The 18,046-nt window shown below is 61.3% G+C and carries 18 protein-coding genes, 1 pseudogene and 1 riboswitch; of the genes and pseudogenes, 6 read left to right on the top strand and 13 right to left on the bottom strand.

The window, feature by feature from the left end:
• On the bottom strand, nucleotides 1-496 hold a 496-nt coding region (locus tag SOX55_RS03695; protein WP_325286088.1), incomplete at its 3' end, for an alanine:cation symporter family protein.
• Nucleotides 497-712: 216 nt separating this feature from the next.
• A riboswitch (glycine riboswitch) is annotated at nucleotides 713-808 on the bottom strand.
• A 323-nt stretch (nucleotides 809-1,131) separates the two neighbouring features.
• Between SOX55_RS03695 and SOX55_RS03690 the strand changes: the two genes are divergently transcribed.
• A complete protein-coding gene (locus tag SOX55_RS03690; RefSeq protein WP_325286087.1) occupies nucleotides 1,132-2,049 on the top strand; it encodes a metallophosphoesterase in 918 nt (305 codons plus the stop codon).
• A complete protein-coding gene (locus SOX55_RS03685; RefSeq protein WP_325286086.1) occupies nucleotides 2,036-3,235 on the top strand; it encodes a nucleotidyltransferase domain-containing protein in 1,200 nt (399 codons plus the stop codon). The genes SOX55_RS03690 and SOX55_RS03685 overlap by 14 nt, the downstream gene beginning before the upstream one ends.
• Nucleotides 3,236-3,283: 48 nt before the next feature.
• On the opposite strand, the gene SOX55_RS03680 is transcribed toward SOX55_RS03685, so the two are convergent.
• The 4 genes from SOX55_RS03680 to SOX55_RS03665 all read right to left on the bottom strand — a co-directional run bounded on the left by SOX55_RS03680 (nucleotide 3,284) and on the right by SOX55_RS03665 (nucleotide 7,440).
• Nucleotides 3,284-4,363 carry a D-alanyl-D-alanine carboxypeptidase family protein gene (locus SOX55_RS03680; protein ID WP_325286085.1) on the bottom strand — a complete coding sequence of 360 codons (1,080 nt, stop codon included), beginning with the start codon at nucleotides 4,361-4,363 and terminating at the stop codon, nucleotides 3,284-3,286.
• Between the two features lie 65 nt (nucleotides 4,364-4,428).
• Nucleotides 4,429-5,349, bottom strand: a complete 921-nt coding sequence (locus SOX55_RS03675; protein ID WP_325286084.1) for a GerMN domain-containing protein — start codon at nucleotides 5,347-5,349, stop codon at nucleotides 4,429-4,431.
• Entirely contained in the window at nucleotides 5,346-6,689 is a 1,344-nt protein-coding gene (locus SOX55_RS03670; RefSeq protein ID WP_325286083.1) for a sensor histidine kinase, read from the bottom strand. Before SOX55_RS03670 ends, SOX55_RS03675 begins: the two co-directional genes overlap by 4 nt.
• 70 nt (nucleotides 6,690-6,759) lie before the next feature.
• Nucleotides 6,760-7,440 carry a response regulator transcription factor gene (locus SOX55_RS03665; protein ID WP_325286082.1) on the bottom strand — a complete coding sequence of 227 codons (681 nt, stop codon included), beginning with the start codon at nucleotides 7,438-7,440 and terminating at the stop codon, nucleotides 6,760-6,762.
• 208 nt (nucleotides 7,441-7,648) lie between these two features.
• Here SOX55_RS03665 and SOX55_RS03660 point away from each other — a divergent pair, with 208 nt between their 5' ends.
• On the top strand, nucleotides 7,649-9,031 hold the full coding sequence (locus SOX55_RS03660) for a D-alanyl-D-alanine carboxypeptidase family protein (protein WP_325286081.1): 1,383 nt from the start codon (nucleotides 7,649-7,651) through the stop codon (nucleotides 9,029-9,031).
• Nucleotides 9,032-9,247: 216 nt separating this feature from the next.
• On the opposite strand, the gene SOX55_RS03655 is transcribed toward SOX55_RS03660, so the two are convergent.
• From SOX55_RS03655 to SOX55_RS03625, 7 genes are all read right to left on the bottom strand, one after another.
• On the bottom strand, nucleotides 9,248-9,907 hold the full coding sequence (locus tag SOX55_RS03655; protein WP_325286080.1) for a phosphatase PAP2 family protein: 660 nt from the start codon (nucleotides 9,905-9,907) through the stop codon (nucleotides 9,248-9,250).
• 107 nt (nucleotides 9,908-10,014) lie between these two features.
• Complete coding sequence (locus SOX55_RS03650) at nucleotides 10,015-10,620, bottom strand: helix-turn-helix domain-containing protein (RefSeq protein ID WP_325286079.1); 606 nt, start codon at nucleotides 10,618-10,620, stop codon at nucleotides 10,015-10,017.
• 678 nt (nucleotides 10,621-11,298) lie between these two features.
• Nucleotides 11,299-12,642, bottom strand: a complete 1,344-nt coding sequence (locus SOX55_RS03645) for an IS4 family transposase (protein WP_325286078.1) — start codon at nucleotides 12,640-12,642, stop codon at nucleotides 11,299-11,301.
• 421 nt (nucleotides 12,643-13,063) lie between these two features.
• Nucleotides 13,064-13,579, bottom strand: a complete 516-nt coding sequence (locus SOX55_RS03640) for a nitroreductase family protein (protein WP_325286077.1) — start codon at nucleotides 13,577-13,579, stop codon at nucleotides 13,064-13,066.
• 69 nt (nucleotides 13,580-13,648) lie between these two features.
• Complete coding sequence (locus tag SOX55_RS03635; RefSeq protein ID WP_325286076.1) at nucleotides 13,649-14,164, bottom strand: hypothetical protein; 516 nt, start codon at nucleotides 14,162-14,164, stop codon at nucleotides 13,649-13,651.
• 71 nt (nucleotides 14,165-14,235) lie between these two features.
• The gene (locus SOX55_RS03630; RefSeq protein WP_325286075.1) at nucleotides 14,236-14,358 is read right to left on the bottom strand and encodes a hypothetical protein; all 123 of its coding nucleotides are present in this window, start codon (nucleotides 14,356-14,358) and stop codon (nucleotides 14,236-14,238) included.
• A 48-nt stretch (nucleotides 14,359-14,406) separates the two neighbouring features.
• On the bottom strand, nucleotides 14,407-14,604 hold the full coding sequence (locus SOX55_RS03625) for a helix-turn-helix domain-containing protein (RefSeq protein ID WP_325286074.1): 198 nt from the start codon (nucleotides 14,602-14,604) through the stop codon (nucleotides 14,407-14,409).
• A 176-nt stretch (nucleotides 14,605-14,780) separates the two neighbouring features.
• On the opposite strand from SOX55_RS03625, the gene SOX55_RS03620 reads away from it, so the two are divergent.
• The 3 genes from SOX55_RS03620 (at nucleotide 14,781) to SOX55_RS03610 (ending at nucleotide 17,303) form a co-directional block, all read left to right on the top strand.
• Nucleotides 14,781-15,269 carry a helix-turn-helix domain-containing protein gene (locus SOX55_RS03620; protein ID WP_325286073.1) on the top strand — a complete coding sequence of 163 codons (489 nt, stop codon included), beginning with the start codon at nucleotides 14,781-14,783 and terminating at the stop codon, nucleotides 15,267-15,269.
• Nucleotides 15,262-15,855, top strand: coding sequence for an ImmA/IrrE family metallo-endopeptidase (locus tag SOX55_RS03615; protein WP_325286072.1), 594 nt, complete (start codon nucleotides 15,262-15,264; stop codon nucleotides 15,853-15,855). Before SOX55_RS03620 ends, SOX55_RS03615 begins: the two co-directional genes overlap by 8 nt.
• Before the next feature lie 95 nt (nucleotides 15,856-15,950).
• Complete coding sequence (locus SOX55_RS03610) at nucleotides 15,951-17,303, top strand: recombinase family protein (protein ID WP_325286071.1); 1,353 nt, start codon at nucleotides 15,951-15,953, stop codon at nucleotides 17,301-17,303.
• Here SOX55_RS03610 and SOX55_RS03605 read toward each other — a convergent pair.
• Nucleotides 17,282-17,710: pseudogene (locus tag SOX55_RS03605) on the bottom strand (cell wall hydrolase); the annotation flags it as partial. The gene SOX55_RS03610 and the pseudogene SOX55_RS03605 overlap by 22 nt on opposite strands.
• Between the last annotated feature and the right edge of the window lie 336 nt (nucleotides 17,711-18,046).

Below are 18,046 nucleotides of genomic sequence, written 5' to 3'. Positions count from 1 at the left end.
CGATGAAGCCCAGCGCCAGGGTGATGGCGATGGCGAAGAACACAGCCAGGAACGTCCCGAAGCCGTTGTTAAACGCCCGCTTGATGTAATAGACCGGGCCGCCGGAGACGGAACCGTCCTCGTGGACGACGCGGGTCTCCTGGGCCAACACGGCCTCTGCATAGATGGTGGCCATGCCGAAGAAGGCGATGATCCACATCCAGAAGATGGCGCCGGGGCCGCCGGTGAGGATGGCGCCGCTGGCGCCCACGATGTTGCCGGTGCCCACCTGGGCGGCGATGGCGGTGGCCAGCGCCTGGAAGGAGCTCATGCCGCTGTCATGCTTCCGGCCGTTGAGGGACAGGTTGCCGAACACTTTCCGCATGCCCTCGCCGAAGCAGCGGATCTGCACGAACCGGGTCTGGATGGAGTACCACAGGCCGACGCCCACCAGCAAAAACACCAGAATGTAGTCGGAAAGGTACGCATTGATGGTCTGAACGATGGATAGTAACATAAATTCTCCTCCTAAAACTTGTAAAAAGCGGCGTCCCCGCCGTTTTTTACGCGCATCCGTCCGCCGCTGAGAGGACGGGCGCTGTGAATTTTGGGGCCCCGGGACTCTCCCGGCGGCCGTTTCTTTCACACCCCGCCGGGGCATGAAAAAAAGAGTAACTGAACAAGTCAGTTACTCCGGAGAATCAGGCACGCAAGCACGCGGGCGGAAGCGCCGACCGCAAACTCTGTCCTTTTGCCTGAGAGATCACCGGCCTCAGCCGGCTTACACCTTCGGCGCCCCGTTGAACGGGAACTCTCCAGAGATCCCACGCGGGCCGCAGTTTTCGGCACAACCACTCCCTTGTGGACAATGGGTATGATAGCATACAGGGCGTCCCTTTTGCAAGTACAAATGTCCACGATTCGCAAATAAATATTTGTGAAGAATTGACAAAAAATCAGAAATTCCCCCCGGTAAAGCAAAAAAGACCCCTTGTGTTTCCTGGGTTTCCCGTTGGTTTTCCCCGGCGGTGCCGGAAATAGATCATACCTTCCGCCCTCCTCCGCCGGCGGACAGTGTCCGTCAGCGGGAGAAGCTTGTTATTTCCGCCGGAGCATGCTAAAATAGCAAAAACACGGAACGGGGGGACGGCCATGGCAAAGTACGGCGGCAGACTCAGATGGCTGGGCGCCGCGGCGCTGCTGGCGCTGGCGCTGTGGACCGCCAACGGCTTTCTCTCCTCCCGCTATGCCCTGACCGCGGAGCGGTGGGAGGTGCCCCTGCCCCGGCTCACCGCCCCGGTGCGGGCGGCGGTGCTGTCGGACCTCCACGACACGGAATTCGGGGAGGGCGGCCGGACTCTGGCGGAGCGGGTGGCGGCGGAGGAGCCGGACCTGATTTTTCTTCTGGGGGACATGCTCAACGCCGCCTCCCCCGACAGCCGGCGCCTGACGGCCCTGGTGACCCGGCTGTCGGAGATCGCGCCGGTGTACTTCGCCTGGGGCAACCACGAGCTGGACTATCTGGCCGCCGGCACCTCCCCGCTGCAGCCGGAGCTGGAGGCGGCGGGCGCCACGGTGCTGGAGCTGGACTACGCAGACATCACCGTCAACGGCGCGGCGCTGCGGCTGGGCGGGCTGTATGAGTACGCCTTCGCCATGGACGATTACAACACCTGCGACCCGGCGCGGATGGACCCGGCGGTGTACGGCTTTCTCACGAAGTTCCAGGCCACGGACCGCTGCCGCGTTCTGCTGTCCCACCGGCCGGACACCATGATTTTCGGGGAGGCCGCCGCCACCTGGGGCGTGGAGCTGGCGGTCAGCGGCCACCTTCACGGCGGGCAGGCGGTGCTGCCGGTGCTGGGCGGCGTGTACGGCGGCGACCAGGGGCTGTTCCCCGCCTACGTCCACGGCCTGTATCAGAAGGAGCAGGTGCGCCTGGCCATCACCAGCGGTCTGGGTTCCGAGCCGGGGCGGCCCCGGTTCCGGAACCCGCCGGAGATTATGATTCTGGATCTGCTGCCCCAAAGCGGGCAAACGGAAGGAGGAACGGGCCTTGGAGCGTCATGAACAACAGCTGCTGGAGGCCCTGCGGGCCTTCCTGCGAAACGGCGCGCCGGAGGTGCTGCTCACCGATGACGGAGAGCGGCAGCGGTTCTGGGCGCTGGCGGCGGAGCAGAAGGTGCTGCCCATGGCGGCGGAGGCCCTGTCCCGCTCCGGGGTGGAAATTCCCCCGGAAATCCGCCGCAGCGCCGCCCGGACCGCGGCGCTGCAGTTCCGGCGGGCCGCCGCCTTTGCCCGGGTGTACGGGGACCTGTCCGCCCGGGGGCTGGAGCCTCTGGTGGTGAAGGGCGCCGTCTGCCGGGCGCTGTATCCCCGGCCGGAGCTGCGTCCCTCGGCGGACGAGGACCTGCTCTGCCCGCCGGAGCAGTTTCCGGCCCTGCTGGAAGCCCTGGAGCAGATGGGCTTCGCGGTCTCCCTTCTGGAGGGGGACCCGGTGGCCGCCTGCCGCCAGCCGGAGACGGGGCTTTATCTGGAGGTCCATCGGACCCTCTTTCCCCCGGACTCCCGGGCCTACGGCGGGCTGAACCGGTTTTTCGACGGCGCCTTCGCCCGGAGCATCGAGGTGACGGCGGAGGGCTGCGTCCTGCGGACGCTGTGCCCCCAGGACCACCTGCTGTACCTGATTCTCCACAGCTTCAAGCACTTCCTCCACTCCGGCTTCGGCATCCGGCAGGTCTGCGACATCTGCCTGTACGCCGCGGCCTACGGCAGGGAAATCCACTGGCCCGCCCTGACGGCAAGCCTGCGGGAGGTCCGGGCCGACGTGTTCGCCGCCGGTCTGCTGGAAATCGGCCGGCAGCACCTGGGCGTCCGGGACTTCGGTCCGGCGGCGGAAGCGTGGCTGGACTCCCTCTCCGGCGGCCCGGACTGCGGCGACCTGCTGGCGGACCTGCTGTCCGGCGGCGTGTATGGTGGAAACAGCGAGGCCCGGCAGCACAGCAGCCGAATCACCCTTGCCGCCGCCTCCGGCGGCGGCCGGTCCCGGCAGGTGCTGCGGACGCTGTTCCCCGCCCGGAAGGACCTGGAGGGCCGCTTCCCCTATCTGAAGCGCCATCCCCTCCTGCTGCCCATGGCCTACGTCCAGCGCATCGTCCGGTACGGGAAGGAGGCCCCCGCCTCCGCCGCCCGGGAGAGCCTGACCATCGGCCGGCAGCGGGTGGAGCTGCTGAAAAAGTATAAAATCCTGCCATGAATTGAAACAGTCTCCGGAGCACACTGCTCCGGAGACTGTTTTACCCTTTTACGCCCCGCCGAACTGCTGATACAGGGCCACGTGATCGTAGATGCAGCGCCAGACGCCGGAGGCGTCGGCGGTGACGCAGATCAGTTCCCGGCCCTCCGGCGAGATGCCGAAGCTGGCGGCGCAGTTGCCGGACTGGACCACGTATCCGGTTTTGCCGCCCACCACGGGCATGACGGCGTCATCGTCCTTGTCCTCAATGCGCCGCAGGAACCAGTTGGACAGCAGCATCCCCTCCGGATGCTGCTCCGTGGCGGAGGTGGTGTAGGTCCGGGCGGACAGCACCTCCCGGCAGAAGTCATTCTCCATGGCCGCCTTCAGCATCAGGGCCATGTCGGTAACGGTGCAGTGGTGGTTCTGGTCGTAGATGCCCACGCAGTTGGTGAAGTGGGCGGTGTCCGACAGCCCCAGCTCCTCCAGCTTCTCATTCATCAGCTCCATGAAGGCCTCCTGGGAGCCGGAGACGTAGTACGCCAGCCCCAGGGCGCCGTCAGCGCCGGAGGGCAGCACGGTGGCGTAGAACAGATCCCGGACGGTGACCGTCTCCCCCAGCTCAAATCCCGCCACGCTGCACCCGTTGGAGAAGCTGTAATCGGTGATGGCAATGGGGATGGTGAAGGTGTCCTCCAGGTTTTTCACCTGCTCCGCCGCCACCAGCACCGTCAGAATCTTGGTCATGGAGGCGGGGTTGATGACGGTGTCGGCGTTCCTGCCTGCCAGAATGGTGTCTGTGGACAGGTCCAGCACCACGGCGTACTGGCTGGTCATTTCCTCACTGATCACCGCCGGCCGCGCCGCCTGCTTCGGCACGTAGGGTCCCGGCTCCGGTTCCGGCTCCGCCGTCACCGCCGGCATCATCTGCATCAGGGCTGCCGCCTCCTCCGCAGGCGGCTCTTCTCCGCCCCGCAGGCACTTCCATCCCGCCGCCGTCAGCAGAATCGCCGCCAGCACCAGCGGCGGCAGCGCCCGCTTCAGCAGCCGGAGCCGCTGGCGGCGGCGCCTGGCCCGCCGGGCCTGCTCCCGCTGCTGCCGCCGGGCCCGCCGTTCCTCCGGGGTGGTCTGTTGAAACTCATACTCCATGAAATATCTCCCGTAGCGTTCCGGACGGGTGCCGTCCGGAAAAAAATCAAATCGCTTCCTGTCTCTTATCCGTTTCCGCCGAAGAGCTGCTCTTCCAGCGTTCCGCTCTCGGTGTTCACCAGCTCGCCGTCCACCAGCAGCCGCACGCCGTCCACCGTCTCCAGGGACACCAGGGACTCCGACAGCGCCCGCACCGCCTGACGCAGGTCCGCCTCCGCCGGCAGCGCGCTGAGCATGGAGGAGGCCAGGTTCACAAAGCACTCCCCGTCCTCCACCCGGATGGACCGGACGTCAAAGCCCTCGGGAATGGCGGAGGTGAGGCCCTTGGTCTCCGGGCCGGAGAGCAGCGCCCGCACCAGCGTCTCGGCCCGGGTGTCACCCTCGTACAGGTCCAGTGTCCGCTCCTCGCCCACCAGCGCGCCGCTCTCACTGAGGAAGTACAGCGTCACGTCCACCGTGCCCACCACGTCCTCCGTGGTGGACAGCAGCACGTCCCGGAGCCGGAACACCTGGTTGGAGCGGTAGGCCAGGTCCTGGCCGTTCACCGTGACGGACACGGTGCGGATGCCGGGAATCTGGGTCAGCGTCAGGGCGATGCAGTAGTCCGCCAGGGACAGCTCCACGCCGGACAGGGCGCTGTAGGCCCGGGAAAGGTCCGCCTTGGCCTGGGTGCCCGCCACCGTCAGATCCAGCAGCGCGGTGCCGCTGGGAAAGGGGGTCACCAGGTTCTCCGACGCCGGACCGGCCAGCAGCCGCTCCAGCAGCAGCCGGGCGGACTCCTCCGGCGCCAGCCGGGTGTCCATCGGCACCTCGCTGGGCTCCGGCGCCACGGCGTCGCCGCCGCCGGCGCCCTCCAGGTCCCGGAGCCGGTAGTAAAGATTGTAGGTGCCGGGCTGCTCCGGCGTCTCCCGGCTGCCCAGGACATACCCCACCGGCAGCACCAGCAGCAGGCAGAAAATCACCGTAAACCAGCGTTTGCGCTTCATTCCGCGCCTCCTTCCCGGATCAGGGGCCAGCGGACGGTAAACACCGCGCCGCCCTCCGGACGGTTGTCCGCCCGCACGGAGCCGCCCCGCTTTTCCACCGTGTCCCGCACAATGGCAAGGCCCAGACCGGTGCCGCCGGCGGCCCGGGATCGGGCCATGTCCACCCGGTAGAACCGCTGGAAAATCAGGGACAGGTCCTCCTGGGGAATGCCCACGCCGTCATCCGCCACCGTCAGCACAGCCCAGCTCCGGTCCCGCTTCAGCCGGATTTCCACGTGGCCGCCGTCCCGGTCGTACTTCACGGCGTTGTCCGCCAGGTTGTAGATAATCTGATACAGCTCGTCCCGGGTGGAGCGGACAAAGCAGCCCTCCTCCGCCTGGTAGGTGATGGTGATGTTCCGCTCCTCGGCGATCAGCTCCATCATCCGCACCACCTGCTGCACCACCGGCAGCACCTCCACCGCGGAGGCCGCCTCCAGCACGTCGCTGTCCAGCCGGGTCAGGCGCAGCAGGTCCTCGGTGATGCGGCTGAGCCGCTCCGCCTCCTTGCCGATGTCCGCCACAAACTCCCGGGTGGTCTCCGGGTCGATGTTCTCCGTCTGGAGAATGGAGTCCGACAGCAGCCGGATAGCCGCCAGAGGCGTTTTCAGCTCGTGGGAGGCGTCGGACACGAACCGGCGGCGGGCCTCCTCCGTCTTTTGCAGCCGGTCCGTCAGGCTGTTGAATTCCTCGCCCAGCTGGGCAATCTCGTCCCGCCCCCGGACCACCGCCCGGTGGCTGTAGGCGCCCTCCCGCACCTTCCGGATGGCCTCCAGCAGCTCGCCGATCTGGCGGGTCAGGGTGGTGGAGAGCACCACGGAGAACACCAGCACCACCGCGCCGATGACCATGGACAGGTTGAACAGGTTGTTCTGGAAGCCCGCCAGCATGGCGGCCTTCTCCGTATCGTACTCATAGGCGTACACCGCGCCGATGATCTGGTTCTGATACAGCACCGGCGAGGCCGCCCGGCTGCGGAAGGCCCCATTCTTGTAGCTGCAGGCGGCGGCGTCCCTGCCCAGCAGGGCCTGGACCACCTCGGTGTAAAAGGCGTACTGCCCCACGGCGCTGCCGGTCTCCCGGGTGTCATACAGGATGCGCCCGGCGCCGTCGGTCACCAGAATGCGGGACAATCCCGCCTCCTCCGCCACCGTCATGGCGGAGGTCACGTTTTCCTCCGTCAGCCGGTCCAGCCCCGACAGGGAGGACACGATCACCGAGACGCTGCTCTGCAGCGTGGCGGTTTTGGAGCGGAACACCAGATCCTCCGACACCAGGGGCGGGTAGATGTTCAGCACCATCAGCACCGCCGCGATGACCAGGATATAGCTGAGGATGAACTTGCTCCGCAGGGAGGTGACCCCTCCGCGTCTATCCCTTGAAATAGTACCCCACTCCCCACTTGGTCAGGATATATTCCGGCTCCGCCGGGTTGTTCTCCAGCTTCTCCCGCAGGCGGCGGATGTGCACGTCCACCGTGCGGTAATCGCCGCCGTAGGCGTAGCCCCACACCACGTTCATCAGGTTCTCCCGGCTGTACACCCGCCGGGGATTGCGCATCAGCAGCTCCATCAGGTCATATTCTTTGGCGGTGAGGTCCACCGGCTCCCCGTTTTTCGCGGCGGTGCGCTCCTCGGTGTTCAGGGCGATGTGGCCCGCCTGCAGCACCGTTCCGGCAGACCGCTGGGCGCCGGCCGCCCGGCGCAGCAGCGCCCGGACCCGGGCCTTCAGCTCCAGGATGTTGAAGGGCTTGGTCAGGTAGTCGTCCGCCCCGGACTCAAAGCCCATCAGCTTGTCGGCGTCCTCGCTTTTGGCGGTGAGCATGATCACCGGCACGTTGGAGACCTCCCGGATGCGCATGCAGGCCTCGATGCCGTCCAGCTCCGGCATCATCACGTCCAGGATGATGCAGTCGAACCGGCAGCTCCGGGCCAGCTCCACGGCGGCGGCGCCGTCATAGGCGCACTCCACCTCGTAGCCCTCGTTCTCCAGGTTGAACTTCATGCCCTTTACCAGCAGCTTTTCGTCATCTACCACCAGGATCTTTGCCATGCCTCAAACTCCTTTGATCCGTCCCTGTCCCCCGCCGGGAGACAAAACTTTTTTCCTGTTTTCCCGGATTTCCCCGCCTGCCGGCAGTTGAACTCCCGCCGGGGATTTGCTATACTGGAGGAAAACCCGTCGGTTTCTGTCGGACTCTGAGCGGAGGTCTCTCCGCCGCGTCCGCTTCTGATTATAGCATATATGGAGAGCAATGCCTATGAAAACTCGCCGTTTTTTCTCTGTTTTTTTGCTGGTGACGCTGCTGTTCACCCTGTTTGCCTCCCCCGCCGCCCTGGCGGACGGGGACGAGAAGTCCGTGGAGGACCCCAATATTCTGGCCAAGGCGGCGCTGCTGGTAGACGAAAAGACCGGCGCCATTCTGTACGGCCTGAATGAGCACGAGGAGCTGGCCCCCGCCAGCCTCACCAAAATTATGACCGCCCTGCTGGTGCTGGAGGCGGTGGACAGCGGCCGCCTGGCCATGGACACCCCGGTGACCGCTCAGGAATCCGCCTGGGATGACCTGTCCCGGGACGGCTCCTCCGCCAACATCAAGGCGGGCGAGGTGCTGACGGTGGAGGAGCTGCTGTACTGCATGCTGGTGGTGTCCGCCAACGAGGCCTGCAACATTCTGGCGGAGAAGGTGTCCGGCTCCGTCAGCCAGTTTGTGGACGCCATGAACCGCCGGGCCCAGGAGCTGGGGTGCAGAAACACCCACTTCGTCAACGCCACCGGCCTCCATGACGGCTCCCACTACACCTCCGCCTGGGACCTGTACCTCATCACCCGGGAGGCCCTGACCCACGAGAAATTCATGACCATCTGCGACACCGCCCAGATCACCCTTCCCGCCACCAACCTGTCCTCTGAGCGGACGCTGTACACCACCAACTACCTGCTGAGCAACTGGCGGGCCATCGGCTACCGCTATTCCAACGCCCACGGCATCAAAACCGGCTCCACCACCGAGGCGGGCCACTGCCTGGTGTCCTCCGCCGCCAAGGGCAGTCTCAGCTTCATCAGCGTGGTGCTGGGGGCGGAGCGGGTGGTGGACCCCGCCACCAACCGGGCCAACGTCCGCAGCTTCTCCGAAACCACCCGGCTGTTTGACTGGGGCTTTGAGAACTTCGCCTACAAGGTGGTGCTGACCCCCAACGATCTGCTGGCCTCCGTGCCGGTGACGCTGTCCAAGGAGGCCAGCAACGTGGCCCTCCACTGCACTGAGGAGGTGGAGGTGCTGATGCCCAAGATTCTCACCGCGGAGGACCTGAAGCGGAACATCCGCTTCCGCTCCAAGAGCGTGGAGGCCCCGGTGGAGCAGGGCCAGCAGCTGGCGGAGGTGGAGCTGTCCTACGGCGGCACGGTTTACGCCACGGTGCCGCTGGTGGCGGTGGCCGGCGTGGAGGCCTCCCGCTCCCTGGTGATGCAGAAGCAGGTCCGGGAATTCTTCGGCCGCACCGCCGTCCGGGTGGTCTGCGTGCTGATCGTTCTGCTGATTGCGGCCGCGGTGCTGTGGAAGCTGACGGTGGGCCGCCGGCGCTACCGCTACGGCAAGAGCGTTCACCGCCAGCGCAACTACCGGGGACGCCGCCGCTTCTGAGCCATAGCTTTTCCAATCGTACGTAAAAAAGGACGTTCCCTTCCGGGCAATGTCATTAAGTTAAAATTTTTGCCGAACACGAAAAAGCACCCACCCCGTTTGATTTGAGGTGGGTGCTTTTTGATGCGGCAGTGAGTCATGCGTTCTACATGATGCCACATTTTATAATATATCCCGGCAAGTCAAGGACGCATCTGTTCGATAATTAGAATTTATTTAAGTCTTTGTAATTGAAAGACTACTTACAGAATAATACAGCATTACCAGTCCCGCACTTAATAGTGCACCACCAACAATGTCTGTAAACCAATGGACGCCTGAGATCAATCTTCCAATAACCATAAATACGGTAAATGCAAGAAGAATGCCGAGAACGGTTTTTTGTATCGTCTTATTCTTGACTCGGGCATTCAACTGCATCATGGCTGTTGGTATTACACACATGACAAGCATGGTCGTAGAAGATGGGTAAGATGCCTCCATGCGTCCGTCAATCAGCACTGGCCTGTAATTTATTACAACCACTTCGAATAAGAGATAGGCTACCATAACAAGGATATAAAAACCGCCAAGAACAAGAATGCTGTAATCAACCTTAACAATACTTCTTCTTTGAATCAGTTGCACCAGTCCCAGGAGTGCAAAACCCAACACAAAGCACAGAGGAACCAGTCCCAGCCAGTCAGTGACCGTATAGAGCGCCATGTGTACCCCGGTAAGCTTGTGGAAAAAGCCATTCAAAGCAGCAAAACCAACGGACGAGCCATTTGGCCCGATTGTCTGCACATCAAGATGGCTGACTGCAAACGTCCATAGCACAAATGACGCAAGCAGCCCGATTGCGGCGCAAAGATTTTTTTGACTTCTTTTCTTCATTTTTCCTTCATCCTTATACAGTGTATTGGCCTTCGCCTGAATACACTCTAATCGGACGGATGAAAGAATGAAAGAATTGGCGCGTCACATGCGTGATACGAATCGTATCATGCCCATTTTATCAGCATTAGAGCCTTTATAAGCAAAAAAATAAATGTAAACATGGCCGCATAAGGCTGTAAGCTAATCATAAAGAGTAGCGCCCCTATTGCACTCAAACCTAAAGAAACCTTATCCTTACTGCGGAGCCAAAGTGTTGATTTGCAGTTTTGCAGTGCAAGAATCAATATGCCCCATAGAATCATGGCGAAAACAACCATGAAATACGGTATTTTTATATATGTTTCCATTTCTGTCAATGAGAGCAGTGAGACCTCTTGAATCACGCCGTCTACTCTTTGACCGAAGAACGGAAGAAAGAGAAATATAGCCACACTGCAATCAAGTAGTCCAAAAACCAAGTTACGAAAGTGCATTTCTTTTTGCGTGTTTTCTTCTTCCGCAATCGTAAGTATTGCATCGCAGGAAAGCAATTCATCCAAGGATACCGAAAAATACTTTGATATTGCTTTCAAAGAATCGATATTTGGGTACCCTCTACCTGATTCCCATTTTGAAATCGCAGTACGGGAAACATATAGTATTTCTGAAAGTTCTTCCTGCGTAAGCCCTTTTTGCTTTCTCAGTTCCTGCAATTTTTCATTAAATTCCATAATCCGACTATCCTTCGATAAAAGCATCAATAGCTCTATAAATATATCTGGCTGTTTATCTTCTTGAATTACATTATACCATCGTTTTACCCAAATTGAAAGGCACAAAGGGAAAATGGACTTTTCCTACAAATCGCTGTACTTTTACTGCATTTCATCGGCTTGTTGTGTTTTCTAAGATTTTCACCATTTCAGCGCATTTCAGCAAATTTTTTAGGCATAACAAGGACTGGTTGATATTCTCGCAGGTATTGAAAACTATGTCTGTGATATTACTTTTTTGGCAAAATTCAGCCAACTTTTTATGCGTTCTGCTGACAAGTTGAGAGTCCATATCGTTTCTTAACTTAACGACCCTTTTTTGGAAAATCTCTCCATAAAGTACCCAGCCCTCAAAAATCTATCTCGGCATTTTTACAGCATTATCTAAGACTTGTTGATATTTTGCGAGATGCATTTACTATCGCCTGTTGGTGAAAAACAGGCTGATTTCTGTTGTATTTGCACGACTTGTTGAGATTTGCCGTTCATCATTACCTGACACATCGTTTTTATGCCCTGTTAAGATAGGGCGACATTTCTTTTTCTGAAAACCCTTGTTTTGACCGCTGAAAACAGGCATTTTCAAAAATAAACGTGGCGAGGGGGCGGAAGTTGATACCCCCACCCCCTCATTTTTTAAGCGGCTACCCGGTACACAAAGCCGGGAAATCCCTTTACCCGCAGGTCGCGCTGGTCTTGCCGTCCCGGTCGGATGGGAACGGTGTACCGCGCTATGTCCTCCATCAGCTTGTTGCTGTCGGCATTCTGTGTTCGCAAATATTCTTTGCAAAGCGTCACCGCCATTCTGAAATGGATTTTGTAGGCGTAAATGCCCTCTTTCGGCTGACGGATAACGACTTCATGGCAGACACGGCTTGCGAAGTTGAACGCGGTCAAGCTGGCGTATATCTCCTGTTCTGCAAATGCGTCGGATTTGCCGTGGAGATTGACAAGTCCCAGCGTGTACTTCAAATCGCGGAAAGCTGTCTCCAAACCCCAGCGTAAATGATACAATTCTTTGATGTCCTCAAGCGCAAAGGACGCGGGGAGCGAGGTCGCTACCGTTTCAAACTCGCCGTTATCAAGCTGGAAGCGGCAGATGCGGAAACGCATAGGATACGGCGAGGGGAAGTCCCAGCGCCCGCGCCGCGTTTTGGAACCCGCCTTGCTTTTTTGGGGCACTTGCAGATGTATGTAGTGGTTCGCTTTATCGGCGTTCGTTTGCGTGGTTGTGATAGTGAAGCCGATATTGCAATCCAATTCCAGCATAGGCAGCTTTGCCACCTCACGCATGGCAGAACGGCTTTGCTTTACGCGGATAAGAAAGTCTGCATTCTGTTTTGCAAGGATATGCGCTATGAGATTATAGCTTTCAAAACCACGGTCAGCTATAATCAGCGTCTTTTCCTCGAAGTCGTTACGTTGCAGCATGGTGACTAATGCGCCGATTTCGTCTTTCTTTGGCTCTGGTTGAATGACCACATCGGCAAAGGTACGGCTGAGAATGTCATACAGCGGCGTTGCGTGAAGCTGATTCACGCCCTTTGGAATACTGTCGTTGCAGACAAAGGACGGTGCATCTGGATTTCTGGGCAGATTGATTGCTGTGCCATCTACCGCCAACAGGCGATAACCGCGAAAGAAATCGGTATCATCGCATCTGGAATTGAACTTTGTGAAAACGGCGCGGAACAGTTCGGGCGGAATTTGAGCGCGGCGCTGCGTAAGGGCAGACGCGGTGGCTTGAATGCCAGCGATATGCAAAATCTTATCTAAAGAGCCGCCCTCTGCGCTGATTAAAAGACGCATGACAGTATCGGGCGTAAGCACACGCTTGCGGGAAAAATCCTTGCCGCTGATGCTCTGTGTAGCGGCTCTGAGTGCGGCATTGAGTGCCATGCTGAGTAAATCAATTGACATGAGAATAGCCTCCAAGTGATTATTCACCGGATGAAAAAAGAACACCAAACGCACGCCCATCTGCTGGGCGCGTACGCTTGATGTTCCGTATGTTCGCTACTATTGTTTTGGCTATTTGGCTATTCTCTCAATGTTGGCTAATTTGGCTATTTCAAATGACTCTCAAAAAATACTCAAAAACACTTAAATCTAAATAATACTCACAAATTTGGCTTTCTCAAATTCTGCTTGCGAACACCGCTCATCACGGCGTTTAGTTTATTATATGCAGAAAAACCGAATTGTAAAGCGAATAGCGTCAAAATCTGGATTTGTTTACAGATTGTTTATCATTTTGGCCTTATCTAAATAGGCAGTCGCAAAAACAGCACAGCCGTTAAGGAACGGAAGTCAGTTCTCCGTCCCTCAACGGCTGTGCTTTTAGTTTAACTTAATGACATTGCCCTTCCGGGAACGTCCTTTTTCATTGGCCGGAGCGGTATTACAGATACTTCACAATCTCCTCCAGGGGCTTCCGGTCGGCGTGGAGCCGGGAGGGATGGGCGCCCTCCGCCGGATAGCCCAGGGGCAGCAGGGCGATGGGCGTCAGGCCCTTCAGCTCCTCCGGGAACTCCGCGTGCAGCACCTCCGGGTCGAACACGCCCACGTAAGTGGTGCCCAGCCCCAGGTCCGCCGCCTGCAGCATCATCTGGGTGACGGCGATGGCGGCGTCGATCTGGCCGTGGGCCTTATTGTCGCACTCCCGGTGCCAGGAGGCCGCCTCGTCGCAGGCCACCATCAGCAGCACCGGCTCGCCGAAGCGGAAGGGGGTGGCTCTGTGGGCCTTCTCCCGGGCCTCGGGGCTGCGGAGCACCAGCACCCGCTGGGGCTGGAGATTATGGGCGGTGGGGGCGCAGCGGGCCGCCTCCAGAATCAGGTCCAGCTTCTCCTGCTCCACCGGCTTGTCGCTGAACTTCCGCAGGGAGTACCGGGCCTGGGCCAGTTCCTTGAAATCCATACAGGTACACTTCCTTTGTGTGTTTGATAGCCGCATGATAGCACACTCCCGCCCCGGATGCAACGGCTTTTATCCCGTGTAGCCCTCCCGGCGCAGCAGCTCGTCGCACCGCTCCCGGCGGCGGGTATCATAAAACTCCATATACCGCAGCGAGTAGATGTCGCACACGATATACCGGTCCCGCCCCGGCTGGTAGATGGTCACGTAGTCGTTGCCCACCTCGTAGAGAATGCCCTCGAAGGACACGGTGTTCTGGGTCCCCACCAGGAAGGTCCCCACCATGTAGGCCCCCTTGTTCTGCCGCAATGTGGCCTTCAGGGTTCCCATGTAGGCCTCCTGCACGCTGGAAGGAGACGTCACCGCCGCGTCCGGCAGGTTATTCTGCATGTCCAGCCGGGGGTTTGCCGGCGGACGCTGCCCCATGTCCGGGGACATGCTCCGCTCCCGCATGCCGGAGGACGCCCCTCCGGCACTCTCAGAGGCCGCCGGGTCATCGTAGTACAGCACCTCCGGCCCCTCCGGGCCGCTCCGGTCCCCGGCGCTCCAGCCGCCCCGGGGCATGATCTCATTGCTCCAATTCACCATAGGTTCCACACCTCTCCACTCGTTTCATGTCTGATAATACGCATCTGTCGGGGTGTGGCGCATATGTAATACTACGGGCGGCGGTCCGGTTCCCCCTCCCGCTTTTTCACCCGCACCGCGGCCGCAAGGCCCAGCTGCTCCAGCCGCCGCTCATACAAAAGCCGCAGCGCCTGCTGAAAAATGTCCTCCTGCATACGCATCCCTCCCGGGACACTGTATGCGGCCGGAGGTGGGAAAACCCCTCAGGAATCCCGCAGGCCCAGCAGGTAGTCCGAGGAACAGTGGAACAGCCGGGCCATCTCCGCCAGCTTGGACGCAGGGATCTCCGTGTTTCCCTGCAGCCAGTTCCGCAGCGTGCCCCGGGACACCCCCAGCTGTTCCGCCATGGCCTCCCGGGTCAGTCCGCAGCGCACTCTCTCCGCCTCGATGTTGGGAAACACGGCGATACACCTCTCTTTCTCTATTTACCCATTTTGGGTAATGTGTGTTCATATTTTATCCCATTATGGAATATTTATCAAGAGGGTTATGGACAAAACCCACCCAAACCGGGTAAACAGAATTGACAGAAAAAAAGAGATTGGGGTATAATTGGGGCACAAAGGAGGGGATGGCTGTGAGTCTTCCGGAAAAGCTGAAAGAGGTCCGCAGGCAGCACGGCTGCACCCGCAGGCAGCTGGCAGAGGAGCTGGGGCGGAACTACGCCACCATCACCAAATACGAAAACGGCGAGCGGGAGCCGGGCCATACCTATCTGGTGGAAATCGCCCGGAAATTCGGCGTGACCACCGACTATCTGCTGGGGCTGGAGGAATTCTCCGGCGACGGTGCGCCGGTCGTTTCCGCCGCGGCCATGCAGCTGGCCCGGGACTTTGACTCGCTGGACGAGTGGGGCCGGAAAGCCGTGCAGAACGTGGTGGAGCTGGAGCTGCAGCGCAAAGCCCAGGCGGAGGAGGCCTCCCCGGCCCGCAGGGTGCCGCTGCCGCAGCGGAAGGCCGGGAAAGCGCAGCCCCTGGCGGCCCATGACTACACCGGCCAGCCGCTGGAGGTGAAGAACTCCCCTGATCTGGCGTCGGAGGCCAGGGAGAGCCGCTTCCATGACTGAGCGCATGTCCGCCTACGGAAAATACCGGCAGTGCCGCGACGCCAGCTGGCAATGTCTCATTGACTGCGGGGTGAACCGGCTGCCGGTGGCGGTGTCCGGCATCGCCCGGCAGCTGTCGGTGAAGCTGTGCGAATACGGGGAGAACGAGGCGCTGCTGCGCCGGCACCATCTGGAGCCGCTGCTGGAGGCGGCGGGCTTTGCCTACGCCAATCCCGACGGCCGGCTGCTGATCTTTTTTGACGAGCGGGACTCCCGTCAGCAGCTGCGGTTCACCATTGCCCACGAGCTGGGCCACATTCTGCTGGGCCATGTGGGGCCGGAGGTGCCCCGGGGCCGCTTTCTGACGCCCTCGGACCCCAAGCTGGAGCTGGCCGCCGACCGGTTTGCCGAACGGCTGCTGGCCCCCGCCTGCGTTCTCTGGGCCAGGGAGGCCCGGACGGCGGAGGACATCGCCGCCCTGTGCGACATTCCCATGGAGACGGCCCGGAGCCGGGCCCGGCGGATGCAGTCCCTGCGGCAGCGGAACGCCTGGCTCCGCTCGCCCCTGGAGCGGCAGCTCTATGAGCAGTTCCGGCTGGTCCCGTGAAAAGCGGATACAAAGGATGAAAAGGCTGTGGAAAAGTCCGACTTTTCCACAGCCCGTTTGTTTCCCTATGGCAAATTCTGAGGAGGTGGTTGCGGATGCTGCGGGCCGCCCTGTATATCCGGGTCAGCACGGCAGAGCAGAAGATTCACGGCCTGTCCCTGGAGGCCCAGCAGGCGGAGCTGGACCGCTGGGCCGGGCAGGCGGGGGTGCAGGTGGTGGGCCGCTACGCCGACCCCGGTGTCTCCGCCCGGAAGAAGGCCGCCGGCCGCCCCGGGCTGCAGCGGATGCTCCGGGACGTCCGGGCGGGGAAAATCGACCTGATCGTGTTCACCAAGCTGGACCGGTGGTTCCGCAGCGTGGCGGAGTACTACAAGGTGCAGGAGGTGCTGGAGCAGTACCACGTGAACTGGAAAACCACCCTGGAGGACTACGACACCTCCACCGCCGCCGGACGGCTGAAAATCAACATCATGCTCTCCGTGGCCCAGGACGAGGCGGACCGCACCGGCGAGCGGATCCGGATGGTGTTCGACGCCAAGCGGCAGCGGCGGGAGCCTACCACCGGCAGCGTCCCCACCGGCTACCGGCTGGAGGGAAAGCGCATGGTGCGGGACGAAGCCTCGGAGGCGGCGGTGGAGGCCTTTTTCCGGACGTACCTCACCGCCGTCAGTCTCAGCGAGGCCCGGGCCGCCGCCCGGGAGCGGGGCCTTGCCATCGGGGACCCCCTGGCCCGGAAAATGCTGGGCAATCCCGCCTACGCCGGCCGCTTCTGCGGCGTGGAGGGCATGTGTCCCCCCTACGTCACCCGGGAGGAGTTTGACCGCATCCAATCCCTCCGGGGGCGGACGGCCCGCCGGACGAAGGAGGGGCGGGTGTACCTCTTCTCCGGGCTGGCGGTGTGCGGCGTGTGCGGCTGCCGGCTGGGGGGCCGCGCCAACAGCCGGGGCGGCGTGCCCTTTTACAACTGCCCCGGCCACTACGGCCGCAAAAGCTGCCCCAACGGCGTCAACCTGTCGGAGCGGAAGATGGAATCGCAGCTGCTGGCAGCGCTGGAGGAGCCTCTGTCCCGGTACGAGGCGGAGTTCCGCCCCGTCCGGGGCGGCGGGCCGGAGAAGGGGGAGATTGCGGCGGCGCGGCGGCGGCTGGCGCGGCTGAAGGAGCTGTATCTCAGCGGGGCGCTGCCCCTGGATGAGTACCGGGCGGACCGGACGGCGCTGGAGCGGCGGCTGGTCCGGCTCTCCGCCCCGCCGCCGGCAGGCACGGACCCCGCCCGGCTGGAGGCCCTGGCCCGGGAGGGCTGGCAGGCGGCCTACCGGGCCCTGGAGCCGGCGGGCCGGCGGGACTTCTGGCGTTGTTTGCTGCAGGAGGTCCGCCTGTACCCGGACCGGCACGTGGAGTTTGACCTGCGCCGTGACTTACACAGCTGCCACACACCGGTCGGGTTGTAAAAGCAGTGGTCGCCGATGCGCGTCTGCCAGTACCCCACGTTGCTGGGGAACCGGGAGCGGCACTGGGGGCCAAAGGGATTGTAGAACCACAGCGACTCCGCCACATCCGGCAGCCGGTTCCCCGCAATGGCCCAGTCGGCGATATCATAGTGGATCTGCTCGGGCCGCATGTTGTAGATGTTCTGGGGGTTGTAGGCGCCGCCCTCCGTCTCGCTGGCGCAGACGAACTGGTAGGGCTGGAAGATGATGTTGCGGATGCTGCCCTGCCCCACCCGGGCGTACTCGCCGCCCCGGGCGTGGACCCGGTTCATCACCACGCCTGCCACCGCCTTCATGCCGTTTTCCCCCTCGCCTCCCGCCTCGCATTGGATCAGACGCGCCAGCAGCTCCCGGTCAGAAAAGGCCATATCCATCACACTCCTGTCGCTGCTCCATTGTATTGCGCCGGGGCGGCGGGGGTGACAAAAAGACCGCCGGACAGAGTGTCTGTCCGGCGGTCCTCAGTTGTTATGAAGCCTCGCAGCGTTCGCACCCGCAGGCGCGAAAAGAATGGAATCCGTTTTTCCGGCGGCGTGTACGGCGGAAAAAACACTTCTCGGCCCGCAAGTGTGCGAACTGTCCGCATATGGGGTCCCCCGCTGCAACCCAGCGAAGCGGTTGCAGTGGGGAGAGGAGGGGCAACGGAGCGGCATGAGGACGCCCTCCCCCGCAGGGCGCTCCGAATGGAGCGAAGTTTGCCCCGA

Origin of the sequence: Dysosmobacter sp. (assembly GCF_034093755.1) — a bacterium.
In the GTDB taxonomy this organism is placed as follows: domain Bacteria; phylum Bacillota; class Clostridia; order Oscillospirales; family Oscillospiraceae; genus Oscillibacter.
Note: the sequence above shows the minus strand (reverse complement) of the source record. Positions and strands in the feature narration are given on the sequence as shown.

Coding starts and splice junctions, on each gene's coding strand:
- SOX55_RS03690 (WP_325286087.1), top strand. CDS start 1,132: ATGGCAAAGTACGGCGGCAGACTCAGATGGCTGGGCGCCGCGGCGCTG.
- SOX55_RS03680 (WP_325286085.1), bottom strand. CDS start 4,363: ATGGAGTATGAGTTTCAACAGACCACCCCGGAGGAACGGCGGGCCCGG.
- SOX55_RS03675 (WP_325286084.1), bottom strand. CDS start 5,349: ATGAAGCGCAAACGCTGGTTTACGGTGATTTTCTGCCTGCTGCTGGTG.
- SOX55_RS03670 (WP_325286083.1), bottom strand. CDS start 6,689: ATGGTGCTGAACATCTACCCGCCCCTGGTGTCGGAGGATCTGGTGTTC.
- SOX55_RS03665 (WP_325286082.1), bottom strand. CDS start 7,440: ATGGCAAAGATCCTGGTGGTAGATGACGAAAAGCTGCTGGTAAAGGGC.
- SOX55_RS03660 (WP_325286081.1), top strand. CDS start 7,649: ATGAAAACTCGCCGTTTTTTCTCTGTTTTTTTGCTGGTGACGCTGCTG.
- SOX55_RS03655 (WP_325286080.1), bottom strand. CDS start 9,907: ATGAAGAAAAGAAGTCAAAAAAATCTTTGCGCCGCAATCGGGCTGCTT.
- SOX55_RS03650 (WP_325286079.1), bottom strand. CDS start 10,620: ATGGAATTTAATGAAAAATTGCAGGAACTGAGAAAGCAAAAAGGGCTT.
- SOX55_RS03645 (WP_325286078.1), bottom strand. CDS start 12,642: ATGGGCGTGCGTTTGGTGTTCTTTTTTCATCCGGTGAATAATCACTTG.
- SOX55_RS03640 (WP_325286077.1), bottom strand. CDS start 13,579: ATGGATTTCAAGGAACTGGCCCAGGCCCGGTACTCCCTGCGGAAGTTC.
- SOX55_RS03635 (WP_325286076.1), bottom strand. CDS start 14,164: ATGGTGAATTGGAGCAATGAGATCATGCCCCGGGGCGGCTGGAGCGCC.
- SOX55_RS03630 (WP_325286075.1), bottom strand. CDS start 14,358: ATGCAGGAGGACATTTTTCAGCAGGCGCTGCGGCTTTTGTATGAGCGG.
- SOX55_RS03615 (WP_325286072.1), top strand. CDS start 15,262: ATGACTGAGCGCATGTCCGCCTACGGAAAATACCGGCAGTGCCGCGAC.
- SOX55_RS03610 (WP_325286071.1), top strand. CDS start 15,951: ATGCTGCGGGCCGCCCTGTATATCCGGGTCAGCACGGCAGAGCAGAAG.